Below are 12,631 nucleotides of genomic sequence, written 5' to 3' on the forward strand. Positions count from 1 at the left end.
AATCAAATTTTATTTTTAACAAAAGAAAAAGTAATGTACTGGTTAAAAGTGAAAGCCTTCCGCATATTGTATGTGAAGTCTTTAAAAGTATATTGAAGCTTATGTAATAAAAATTTCATGTATCTTCACCTTTCATTTTTGGATAAAAAAAGCCTATTATATTTATGAAGTATTTCTCACTATTGTCTAGCCTGCTTATTTTTATTTTATTTGGTTGTAACGAGAAAAAGTCTGATAATGAAAGTGAGGTGCGTAACTTTGTTAAACAATGGAATGCATCACATACACCATTGAAGGTCGCCTATCTAGAGCGAGATTATATGGACGTAGTTACTTATTATGGAAATGAATTTACAAGAACTCAGGTGCAAGAAGATAAAAATTTACTTTTTGATCAATTTCCAGATTACACGCAACGTATTTTAAATAATCAAGTTGACATCATTAAGGAGGCTGGTAACTATTTGGTGACTTTTACAAAACGTGTAAATTATAACGGAATTGAAGCGGATTACAACTCGTATCTGTCCGTAATCTATAAAAACAATATTTTTAAAATATTAAGAGAAGGCGTCACTAAAAAGGACAATAATCTTGAGGCTCCAATTTTTCCTAATGCCCGTAAAAACTTTGAGGATCTTTCTAAAAAACGGAAATTATATGGTGATTTTAACGGAGATAATCTATCAGACTATGCTTATGTTATCTCTCCAGAAGTGTCTTTTGATGGATTGAAAAAATCTGCATCCACCATAAAATGTGAAGATGTATGTCATAGTATAGTCTCCTTTAGTAATACGGATTTAAAAGACATAATAGTAAAAGGAGCGTACCAATCGGAATTAGAAAACCTTAAAGACTTAAATAGTGACGGAGCGGATGAGATTGGTTTTTGGGATATAAAACCCACGACTAAGAGTCTATATGTTTTTGACGCGGCTAATAATAAACTGATAAGCGGACCAATTGTAATAAACACTACTGTCCATAAAAACTTAAGCCTTATAGATGTTTTTAAAAAGACAGGTCCTAATAAAATTACAGTGTCGCATAGTCAACAAGTAGATGGGAAATGGATTTTAAAGAATGAGGTGATTGTATTGGAATAAATATGTCGTTATTGATATGACGTCTTCTCAATTTTTTATTAGCAAATATTAAATTGAAAAGAATTCTGTCTTGTTTTTCCTAAAATTGGCGTTGCACGAGAATCGCGTATTTGAAAATAAACGTATCCTATTACGGAATATTGAAATTATGAAGAAACTATTAAAATAGCTTCCATTGTGTAATTTTTTCTGTTAAGGTATTTTATTACAAACTAAATTAGTAGGCAAGCATAAAACAATAATTAAAATAAATAATTTATAACATCATTTATTTATTCTAATGTTAGAACAAAAAAGCCAGTTTGAAATCATTCAAACTGGCTTTTGCTATTATTAGTCTAATTAAAATACTTTGTCGTTTTAATTAGATATTATTTGTTTAACAATTGTTCCATTACTAGTTGTTAAACTTATAAATAACATTTGATTTTCTAGACCGGATAAATCTACTTGTATAGTTTTACTTTGAGATGCTTTACTTACTAAGTTAGAAACACTTTTTATCAAGGTTCCTCTAACATCAAATATTTCTATTTTGCCAGTAGTGTCAAACGGTGTTGAATATTTTATATTAATAACACCATGGAAGGGTACAGGATAAGCATCTAGTGTTATTAAAGCTATCCTAGCTAGATTAACATTGCAAGCATCACCATATCCATCTCCATCAGTATCTAGTTGATCTGGATTTGGAATATAAGGACAGTTGTCAATACAATCTGCAACACCATCTTCATCAGTATCCTCAAAACCTTCATCGATAAGACCGTCGTTATCATTATCAATGCCATCGCAAATTTCTTCATCACTTGCTGGTTCACAAGCATCACCAATGCCATTACCATCAGAATCTGCTTGATCTGGATTAGCAATTAAAGGGCAATTGTCAATACAATCTGCAACACCATCTTGGTCAGTGTCAGCGAAGCCTTCATCTATAAGTCCGTCGTTATCGTTATCAATGCCATCGCAAATTTCTTCAGAAAAGTCTGGATCACATACATCACCAATGCCATTACCATCAGAATCTGCTTGATCTGGATTAGCAATTAAAGGGCAATTGTCAATACAATCTGCAACACCATCTTGGTCAGTGTCAGCGAAGCCTTCATCTATAAGTCCGTCGTTATCGTTATCAATGCCATCGCAAATTTCTTCAGAAAAGTCTGGATCACATACATCACCAATGCCATTACCATCAGAATCTGCTTGATCTGGATTAGCAATTAAAGGGCAATTGTCAATACAATCTGCAACACCATCTTGGTCAGTGTCAGCGAAGCCTTCATCTATAAGTCCGTCGTTATCGTTATCAATGCCATCACAAATTTCTTCAGAAAAGTCTGAATCACATACATCACCAATACCATTACCATCAGCATCTGCTTGATCTGGATTAGCAATTAAAGGACAGTTGTCAATACAATCTGCAACACCATCTTGGTCAGTATCTTCAAAACCTTCATCGATAAGACCGTCGTTATCGTTATCTACTCCGTCGCAAATTTCTTCAGAAGGCAATGGGTCTTCGATGTCTATTATTGCATCAAATGGGTAAGCGTGAATTTCACCTGAGTTTTGCTCTAATACTTCAGCAATAATTTGCCCGTCAATATTGGAATTGCTTCTGTTATTAAAACGAGCGCTTGGTGCGTATATCGTACCGTAAATTTGTGCACCACCTGTATAATCAATAGTAGAGTTTACATTTGGAAAGTTATACAAGATATAAGCTGCATAGTCTAAAGGACTACCCACAATATTAGGCCAGCTATTAATTGTAACCAACTCAGGGGTATCACTACTGTCAGTAATATTTATAATAAAAGGGGTTGTTGTTGATGGTACTTCTGTAATAAATTTGATTTCATTCAATCCATTAAACTCAGCAACGGTTAAATTAATAACATTTGTTTGATTTGGAATTAAATCAATCCATAGTTTACCAGTACTGAACTCATTTTCATTCCAAGTTACGTTTGTGTCTTGACTACCTATAACATTTGAAATAGACGTGAATTGACTAAATGCTTCAACAAAATCTATTTGTGGGTCTGCAGAGATAGAAGTCGTCGCTTGATTTGTTGACAATTCTATTTTAGGATTACTGTTAAAGTTACCACCTGTGTATGTAATTCTAGTATTTATAGGTGTGTTGTTATTATCTAAATTGAAAATAGAACTTGTAGATAAATCTCCTATTTTGATATAATTGTTTTCTAAAATATGTAATCCACCAGCGACATAATTTACCTGTTGATTTACAATTAAAGCGGTTGGTTGGGGGTCATTATTAAAATAGTTTACTCCTCCAAAGATATTAAACGTTCCGTCTATGGTTAGATTTCCACCTACTGCCCAAGACCCTTCAGATTCTGTACCCATTGCGATAGCATCACCAGAAGTAAATACAGTAAAATTATTTGCAGCTTCTGTAGGGCTAATAGCTTGATTTTGTGCTACTACACTAACAGTCGTGCATGCTAAAACCAAACTGACTTTAAAAAGTTTGTTTTTTAATCGATTAAATTGTAAATCTTTTGTTTTCATTCAAGGGTTTATTTGTGATTAATTTCTTGCAAAAATAGGAACTTTATTAGAGATACATAGCAAGATTATTTTCAAATTTTAAGAATATTGAATGTTTTTCTATTTTTATGGATTTCTAAGATAGTTGAAGGATTTTCAGTGTGTTGTGTTTACACCCAATAATAGAATGCGATTATTTTATTTACCGAATGTGTTTTCATTCGGTTTGCCACTACTATTCTAGTCAGATGTCTCAAAACACTTAGGTTGAAGCGTCACACAGGGACAAAGTGTTAGTAGTTATTTTAACAAGCGCATTTTTAAAATTCCCCCTATGTGAGCAGATTAAAGTTTTAAATTTTAAGAATAGATGGAAAAGAAGTTAAATACATTACATCTTTAATGACTCTAACTGCAATATATTTATAACCAATTTTTTTTCTTTTAAAATTTGAATCGCTTTTTGACTGCGAAGACCTGATTTACAATACACAACCAAATCTTTATTTGTAAATACTTCATGTGTTCTTTTTACTAACTCTGCTAACGGAATATGTTGTCCTCCGATATGATACAATGCTCTTTCATCATGTTCACGGACATCTAGTAAATTATACTTTTCTGAATCCTTATTTAATTGATCTATTGTGATTTTTAAATGATTTGTGGTTATACCACAAGCAAACTCATAGTTATTCTCTAGGTTTTTGATTTGAATGGTATCGTTCTTTTTAAAATTCAATACTACTTGTGCCATCGTGAGCATATTATAGGTCAACAATTTTCCCGATAAGACATCTCCAAGACCAGAAATAATCTTAAAGACTTCATTGGCTTGTAATACGCCTATTAAACCGGGAAGTACACCTAAAACACCAACATCAGAACAATTAGGTATTGTATTGGGTTTTGGAGGTGTTGGGAATAAACAGCGATAGGTTGGCCCGTTATTATAATTAAAAACGGACACTTGACCTTCAAATTTAAAAATAGATCCAAAAACTACTGGCTTTTTAAGTAATACTGCAGCATCGTTTATTAAATATCTAGTCGGAAAATTATCTGTACCGTCTATAATAATATCGTAAGGTTTCATTATATCTAGCGCATTGTCTGTAGTCAATCTGAGGTTGTAACTCTCAAATTTGATATAAGGATTTAATAATTTCAGGTGACTTATGGCTGATTCCGCTTTATTTTTTCCAATATCTTGATGTGTATATATTATTTGACGTTGCAGATTGGATTGCGACACAGTATCATTATCAACGATACCAATAGTACCAACTCCCGCTGCAGTCAAATATTGCAGTATGGGACACCCTAATCCACCGGCACCAATAATTAGTACTTTTGCTTGTTTTAATTTTAACTGACCTTCTAATCCTATGTCCTCTAGAATGAGATGTCTGTCATATTGTTTCTGTTCGGATGGTGTTAATGTCATTTTAATTGAATTCAGAATAATTGTTATACCAATCTTTCCAGACCACTTCATAGCCTTGAGCGGTAATCATGTCTTTAATTTGTTCTGTGTTTCTTTCATCAGAAATTTCGAACTGTTCCAGCGATTGTGGATCTACTGCATAACCACCTGGATTGGTCTTAGATTCTGCACTAATAGACGTTATTCCTAAATTAATAATATTATTTCTAAAGGTTTCACTTTCTCTAGTAGACATGGATAATTCCACATCTTCATCTAATAAGCGATACGCACAAATTAATTGTACTAAATCAGAATCCGTCATTTCTACTTTTGGTTGTACTTCTCCTTGATGTGGTCTTAGTCTAGGAAAAGAAATAGAGTACTTTGTTTTCCAATACGTTTTTTGCAAATACTTTAAATGCAACGCCGTGTAAAAACTATCCACTCGCCAATCTTCTAATCCAAATAAAGCGCCAATTCCTATTTTATGGATACCTGCTTTTCCTAATCTATCTGGGGTATCCAAACGATAGTCAAAATTCGATTTTTTACCTTTTGGATGATGGATTTTATAAGTTGCTTTATGATAGGTTTCTTGATAGACTAACACGGCGTAGAGTCCGGCTTCAATAAGTTGTTTGTAGTCCGCTTCATCTAATGGTTGTACTTCTATACTAATATTAGAAAAATGTGGTCTAATTAATTCTATAGCGTGTTTTAAATAAGAGACACCAACGGTTCTATTGGCTTCACCGGTTACTAATAATATGTGATCATACCCTTTGGATTTTAGATGTGTGATTTCCTTTAAAATTTCGGCATCAGATAGAGTTTTTCTTGGGATTTTATTGGTCATACTAAAGCCACAATAGGTGCAAATATTTTGGCATTCGTTTGATAAATACATCGGAATATACATCTGTATTGTATTACCAAAGCGTTTTTTTGTTATCGTTTGGCTGCGTTGTGCCATCTCTTCGATAAAAGGTTTTGCTGCAGGAGAAATTAAAACTTTAAAATCGTCTAAATCTATGGCCTCTTTATCTAATACTTGTCTAACATTATCGGAGGTGTATTTATAAATTTCTGTTTCTAAAGTATCCCAATCGTAAGTATCAAAGGTGTTTTTAAATGACATGTATTAAGCGTTTAGTATTGTACTTTATTGTAGTACGAATTAATTGAGAAAAGAGGTTAATGGACTACTAGCTTCCGCATGATTTTTAATAGACGCTAATTTAGCTTGATAGGCTAATCGACCAGCTTCTACAGCCATTTTAAAGGCTTTAGCCATAATCACAGGGTCTTTAGACACTGCAATTGCAGTATTTACTAAAACAGCATCCGCGCCTAATTCCATAGCATAAGCAGCATGTGATGGGCTTCCAATACCAGCATCCACAATAACAGGAACGGTAGATTGCTCGATGATAATTTCTAAGAAATCCACCGTTTTAATACCTTTATTGGTGCCAATAGGTGCGCCTAATGGCATCACACATTGCACACCCACATCTTCAAGTCGTTTACATAATACCGGATCAGCGTGAATGTAGGGCATCACTACAAAACCGAGTTTAACTAGTGCTTCAGCCGCTTTTAATGTTTCTATAGGGTCTGGTAAAAGATATTTTGGGTCAGGATGAATTTCTAATTTAATCCAATTAGTGTGTAAGGCTTCTCTAGCTAATTGTGCAGCAAACACAGCTTCTTTAGCGGTTCTAACTCCTGAGGTATTTGGTAATAGATTAATATGAGGGTGTTTTAAATGTGATAAAATATCGTCCTCCTCATTATTAACATCCACTCTTTTTAGCGCCACTGTTATCAGTTCACTTTCTGAAGCTAACAATGCCTCTTTCATTAGTTTTGAAGAACTAAACTTACCCGTTCCAGTGAATAGGCGAGAGGAGAATGTTTTATCTGCTATGTTTAATTTTTGAGTCATTTGTTGTGTTTTGAATTCTTTTCAGTTTGGATACTCTAGAAAATCTTTCGTTTTAGTTTAAAAGGGTTTGAAATTTTGAAATATTAGTTACATCATTAGTAATAGCTCCAGAAACGGCAATACCATGAACACCTGTTTTTAGTAGTTGTGAGACATCTTTTAATGTAATACCGCCTATCGCTATTATCGGTGTTTTGGTTTGTAAGTCTTCTAATAGTTTTTTATATCCTGATACACCTAAAACGGGGCTTAAATTCTGTTTTGTTTTTGTAAATTGGTAAGGCCCTAAGCCTATATAATTGACTTGTTTTTCTAGTAAAACATTACAATCTTCAATTGTGTTGGCTGTTCCTCCAATGATAAACATGTGGCCTAAATAATCTCTAACGAGTAGGGGGCAGGCATCGGTTTTTCCTAAATGGACACCATCTGCTTCTACCGCTTTTGCTATTTTATAATGATCGTTTATTATTAGTTTAGTGTTAAAAGAGGTGGTTATAATTCTCGCTTTTTTAGCGATGTCTAAAAGAGTTTTAGGTTCACCGTTTTTTAAACGTAATTGCACCCATTTTGCACCCGAAGCACATGCTTTTTCAATGTTTTCTAAATGAGATTCAGGAGTCTCTCCTTGTGAAATATATTGTAATTTACTAATCATTTTTTCTGATAATTATGTGTTCCTAATAGCGATTGGTTAGAACTTAAAAACTGTTCTGTGTACCATTTTGTGTTTTTACAAGCATCTTCTAAAGCGATATTTTGCATTATATTGGCTGCTAACGCAGCAGATAATACACAGCCACTACCATGTTTATCATAAATAGGTTGCGTTGTCATGGGCGGTATATTTAATTTTACTATTTTACTATAATACACTTCATCCCAACCTTTTTTATCCGTTCTGTGTCCTCCTTTTAAATAGATATTAGTCTTTTGGGCTATAAAATCGATAGTCTCTTCAATACTCTTGTTTGGAAATAAAGCTTTTATTTCGTCATAATTTGGTGTTATAAAATCGCAGTGTTGTAATACATTTTCTAAAATTTCTAAATCTTGTGACGTATGAAATGTAAATCCCGCACTTGCTTTTAAAATAGGATCTAACACTATTTTAATATTGGGATTCAGTTTTTTTAAGGTTTGAACGGCCGTTAACAAAGTCTCCCAAGAAGCTATGATTCCTATTTTTACAACTGCTATTGAAAAGCGTTTAAAAAGCAATTCTATTTGCTGCAAAATAATGTCTTTGTCTATCCAAATACAGTTTGTGAATTCGGTGTCATTCTGAACCGTAACAGCAGTGCACACTGATAATCCATATAGATTATGCGCTTCAAATGTTTTAATGTCCGAAGTGATTCCGGCGCCACTAGAAGGATCTAGCCCTGCGATAGTTAAAATATAGTCTTTTTGATTCAAAATGTTTAGGTGTTTAGCATTTTAAGAAACAATCTGTTTGATACATGTCATTATAATGACTTTGTGAGCAGCGTTTCGTAGCATTTTTTTATATTTTTAAAAGACTCCACAGGATTTTCAGTATTCCAAACACCACCCAATACACCAATGCCTTTATATGCTAATGTTAAAGCTTTAGCGATGGTATCTTCACTAATACCACCCATACCGATAATTGTCTTATCAATAGCTTTGACGTCAAAACCACGCCCTTCATAATTTGCTTTAGAAATCGAGGAAAATACAGGACTTAATAAATGATAATCAAATTCGAATGTACAATCTTCTACTATTTTAGGATCATGAAAAGAAGAACTGATTGTTTTTCCAAACATGTTTAAACTTTTAAAATACTGTCCTGGATTATCAATATGATCTATTCGTTTTTGTTCTTGAAAATGAACGCCTTTTAAGTTAAACGTATTTATCAATTCATGATGATAATGCACTACGATTCTATTGTGGTATTTGCTATCTATTTGATTTAAATAGGCGACATGCTCGTCGTAATTTTTATCCGGTTTTCTAAAGTGAAAAAACAGTAGTCCTGCTTCAAATAATTGATTTAATATTTCAATTTCGTTGGGACTATCTTTTTCTGGAGCAATAAGAATTATCATGGTATACTGGTTTTTGAGTTAGGGATTGCAGTGGCATCCTTTTGCTTTTTTTTTTTGCAAAAGATACAACGGAAAGCCCGCCCACGCTTTTTTTATAAGCGTGGGAACTTCCAAATTAGTTTATAAATAGACTTTTGAGCCTTTATCTTTAAATTCTTTTGATTTTTCTTCAAACCCTTTGGCGATGACTTCGTTATCCACAATGTCATTTTCGGCAGCAAAATCGCGAACTTCTTGAGAAATTTTCATAGAACAGAATTTTGGTCCGCACATCGAACAGAAGTGAGCCACCTTTGCACCATCGGCAGGGAGCGTTTCGTCATGATACTCTAAGGCACGTTCTGGATCAAGTCCTAAGTTAAATTGGTCGTACCAACGGAACTCAAAGCGCGCCATACTTAAGGCATTATCTCTGTGCTGTGCACCAGGATGACCTTTTGCTAAATCCGCTGCATGTGCGGCCAATTTATAAGTCACAACCCCCACACGAACATCTTCTTTATTAGGTAAGCCTAAGTGTTCTTTGGGAGTCACATAACACAACATGGCGCAACCAAACCAGCCAATCATAGCGGCTCCAATACCGGATGTAATATGATCGTAACCTGGTGCAATATCAGTGGTTAAAGGACCTAAGGTGTAAAAAGGCGCCTCGTCACAAACATCAATTTGCTTCTCCATATTTTCTTTAATCATATGCATTGGTACGTGACCAGGCCCTTCAATAAAGCATTGTACTTCGTGTTTTCTTGCAATTTGCGTTAACTCACCAAGAGTTTCTAGTTCAGCAAACTGTGCCTCATCATTAGCATCGGCAACAGAGCCTGGACGTAATCCATCACCTAATGAAAACGCAACGTCATATTGTTTTAAGATTTCACAAATGTCTTCAAAATGAGTATATAAAAAACTTTCTTTATGATGTGCGAGACACCATTTTGCCATGATAGAACCACCTCTAGAAACAATACCTGTAACACGTTTTGCGGTCATTGGTATATAACGTAATAAGACACCAGCGTGAATGGTAAAATAATCCACACCTTGTTCTGCTTGTTCGATTAAGGTATCACGAAAAATCTCCCATGTTAAGTCCTCGGCAACACCATTTACTTTTTCTAAAGCTTGATAAATAGGGACTGTACCAATTGGCACGGGAGAGTTACGTACAATCCACTCGCGTGTTTCATGGATATTTTCTCCTGTAGATAAATCCATAATATTATCAGCACCCCAACGACAGGCCCAAACTGCTTTTTCTACTTCTTCTTCTATAGAAGATGTTACAGCAGAATTACCAATGTTAGCATTAATTTTAACTAAGAAGTTTCTACCTAAAATCATAGGTTCGGCTTCTGGGTGATTAATGTTAGACGGAATTACGGCACGACCCCTTGCAACTTCAGAACGTACAAATTCGGCAGTAATTTTATCTGGAATAGATGCTCCAAAATGCTCCCCTTTATGTTGCTTTCTAATTTCGGTCATTTCGTCAATACGCTGATTTTCACGAATAGCGATGTATTCCATTTCTGGAGTAATGATACCTTTTTTAGCGTAGTGTAATTGTGTTACATTTTCTCCTTTTTTAGCACGTAATGGCTTTTTTAATAACGAAAAACGCATGTGATCTAAACTTTTATCATTTAAACGCGTATTGCAATAGTCTGAAGAAAATTGGTCTAAGCGTTCGACATTATTCCTGTCTAAAATCCATTGTTCACGTATTCTTTCTATTCCTGCATGTACATTTATCTCTTTATTAGGATCTGTATAGGGACCAGAGGTATCGTATACGGTTACCGGCTCGTTTGGCGTTTTCTTTTTGGTCATCGAATCTGTAGTGTCACTTAATGCAATTTCGCGCATAGCGACTTTGATTTGAGGATGAATTTTTCCTGCTACATAAATTTTTGTAGAATTAGGAAACGGATGTCTTGTAATTCCGTTTTGCTTTGGCGCAGTGTCTTTATTTTTCATGTCTTTTGGTTGAATTGGCTTTTATATAAGGTAGGTTGATAGCATTATCCCCCCTGAGTAGCGGTTATAATTAATAGGTGATCACCATCGATTAAGCGTGTAGTATCCCAATCGTTTTTGGCGATAATAGTCTGATTGATAGCCACAGCAATGCCATTAGCAGGAATAGAAAGCCCATTAAGTACGGCTTCTAAGGAGCTATTTGTGGCAAATTGGTGTGTGGTATTATTTACTTTTATGTTTATCATTTGTTTAAAATCATTAAAAAAAAGCATCATGCTTTATTTGCAATGTTATAAACGATAAAAGTGTTGAGAATGGAAAAAAGGAGCAGTGTTGAGAATACAACAAACTGATAACTTTTCCCTCCGTTGGTATTAACCAAATCAGGTTCTAAGGATTTTTCTCAAACTAATTTAATAGCTACTCCTAAAGTTTACTATACAAATGTAATAATTTAATTGAATTATGTGAGGTGTATTTTATAAAATCTCGAATGGTATTATTTATTTTATTAAAATTGTATTTTAAATACAACAACATTAGTTAATGATGCCAAGTTTATAATTGTAAAATATAAATATGCCAAAGGGCACCGTATAATCTTATAAATTTATGAAAGTAAAACAATTTAAATTTAGAGCTTTTTTAGTCGAAAAGTATTATAAAATGTGGAGTATTTTTGCTGTCCTATTAGTGTCTATAATAGTTGTTCCAGGCTTATTATTAGCAAATTACTTTTTACCTGATGATACGGCAAATACACCTTTATTTTCACACCTATTTATATTAGTAATAATAGCAACACCCTTAATGATGGTATTGTTTATTGTAATTAATGCGTTATTTTTTAAGACGTTAAATGTTTCTTTAGGAGAATTGATTACAATACAAGGACGTAAAAAAAAGCTATATCAATTTAATAAAAGTGATATCACTAAAATTATAATAAAAAGTAATGATGACAAAACAATTCATAACAGATTTAGAATTTTAGAAATGTATTTTAATGAAAATAAAAGCATTAATATTATCAGTAAAGATAAAAATCAAGAAGGTGTTTTTAATAGCTTTCTTGAAGCCTGTATCCTATATTTTGAGTTAAATAGAGATAGTGCAGAAAAAATAGTTGTAAATACTTCAGGTGATTACAAATTAATTTTTATCCTTAAAAACTAAAAGCAAGAGAGTTGTATTGATTGTGAGGTATGTAAATTAAAGAATTTGAAGTGTTTTTTATAAAAACCTTCTGTTAATACACCTAAAAATTGGTGTTATATTATTAACTTTTGTAATCCTTCCAATATTATTTATTCCACAATTAATTGCTCTAATTGCGCACATAATTAAGAATTATACGATCAAATTAGTTAAAATATAAAAAAGTAGAAACGGATAGTGTGGCAATTGTTATTTTTTTTTAGTTACAGTATTTTTAATTTTTTGGTAAAACAGGCAGATTTATAATCAGTAAAACAAAATGGCGAATGATTTTACTCGTATTGTATTCAATTTGGATTACTTTTATGCCAGTTTAAAAATCAATACTAAACCAATC

General features: G+C 33.3%; 11 protein-coding genes and 1 riboswitch. Of the genes, 2 read left to right on the forward strand and 9 right to left on the reverse strand.

All coding sequences use genetic code 11. The features are described from left to right. The first annotated feature begins 164 nt into the window (after positions 1–164). The gene (locus tag E9099_RS16570) at positions 165–1,109 is read left to right on the forward strand and encodes a hypothetical protein (protein WP_136584627.1); all 945 of its coding nucleotides are present in this window, start codon (positions 165–167) and stop codon (positions 1,107–1,109) included. A 360-nt stretch (positions 1,110–1,469) separates the two neighbouring features. Here the strand turns inward: E9099_RS16570 and E9099_RS19560 are convergent, their stop codons facing one another. From E9099_RS19560 to thiS, 9 genes are all read right to left on the reverse strand, one after another. After that, the gene (locus tag E9099_RS19560) at positions 1,470–3,659 is read right to left on the reverse strand and encodes a collagen-binding domain-containing protein (protein ID WP_136584628.1); all 2,190 of its coding nucleotides are present in this window, start codon (positions 3,657–3,659) and stop codon (positions 1,470–1,472) included. Positions 3,660–4,029: 370 nt separating this feature from the next. After that, on the reverse strand, positions 4,030–5,085 hold the full coding sequence (moeB, locus tag E9099_RS16580; RefSeq protein WP_136584629.1) for a HesA/MoeB/ThiF family protein: 1,056 nt from the start codon (positions 5,083–5,085) through the stop codon (positions 4,030–4,032). Between the two features lies 1 nt (position 5,086). Further along, on the reverse strand, positions 5,087–6,205 hold the full coding sequence (gene thiH / locus E9099_RS16585; protein ID WP_136584630.1) for a 2-iminoacetate synthase ThiH: 1,119 nt from the start codon (positions 6,203–6,205) through the stop codon (positions 5,087–5,089). Between the two features lie 39 nt (positions 6,206–6,244). Continuing rightward, the gene (locus E9099_RS16590) at positions 6,245–7,015 is read right to left on the reverse strand and encodes a thiazole synthase (protein WP_136584631.1); all 771 of its coding nucleotides are present in this window, start codon (positions 7,013–7,015) and stop codon (positions 6,245–6,247) included. Between the two features lie 52 nt (positions 7,016–7,067). Next, entirely contained in the window at positions 7,068–7,673 is a 606-nt protein-coding gene (gene thiE / locus E9099_RS16595) for a thiamine phosphate synthase (protein ID WP_136584632.1), read from the reverse strand. Beyond that, a complete protein-coding gene (locus E9099_RS16600) occupies positions 7,670–8,434 on the reverse strand; it encodes a hydroxymethylpyrimidine/phosphomethylpyrimidine kinase (protein ID WP_136584633.1) in 765 nt (254 codons plus the stop codon). Before E9099_RS16600 ends, thiE begins: the two co-directional genes overlap by 4 nt. Before the next feature lie 50 nt (positions 8,435–8,484). Continuing rightward, on the reverse strand, positions 8,485–9,093 hold the full coding sequence (locus E9099_RS16605) for a thiamine phosphate synthase (protein WP_136584634.1): 609 nt from the start codon (positions 9,091–9,093) through the stop codon (positions 8,485–8,487). Positions 9,094–9,213: 120 nt separating this feature from the next. Then, positions 9,214–11,073 carry a phosphomethylpyrimidine synthase ThiC gene (gene thiC / locus E9099_RS16610; RefSeq protein WP_136584635.1) on the reverse strand — a complete coding sequence of 620 codons (1,860 nt, stop codon included), beginning with the start codon at positions 11,071–11,073 and terminating at the stop codon, positions 9,214–9,216. 44 nt (positions 11,074–11,117) lie between these two features. Next, on the reverse strand, positions 11,118–11,321 hold the full coding sequence (thiS, locus tag E9099_RS16615) for a sulfur carrier protein ThiS (protein WP_136584636.1): 204 nt from the start codon (positions 11,319–11,321) through the stop codon (positions 11,118–11,120). Positions 11,322–11,419: 98 nt separating this feature from the next. Beyond that, positions 11,420–11,514, reverse strand: a riboswitch (TPP riboswitch). 174 nt (positions 11,515–11,688) lie between these two features. Between thiS and E9099_RS16620 the strand changes: the two genes are divergently transcribed. Then, complete coding sequence (locus E9099_RS16620; protein WP_136584637.1) at positions 11,689–12,252, forward strand: hypothetical protein; 564 nt, start codon at positions 11,689–11,691, stop codon at positions 12,250–12,252. Positions 12,253–12,631: the final 379 nt, after the last annotated feature.

Origin of the sequence: Psychroserpens sp. NJDZ02, assembly GCF_004843725.1 — a bacterium.
Lineage (GTDB): Bacteria > Bacteroidota > Bacteroidia > Flavobacteriales > Flavobacteriaceae > Olleya.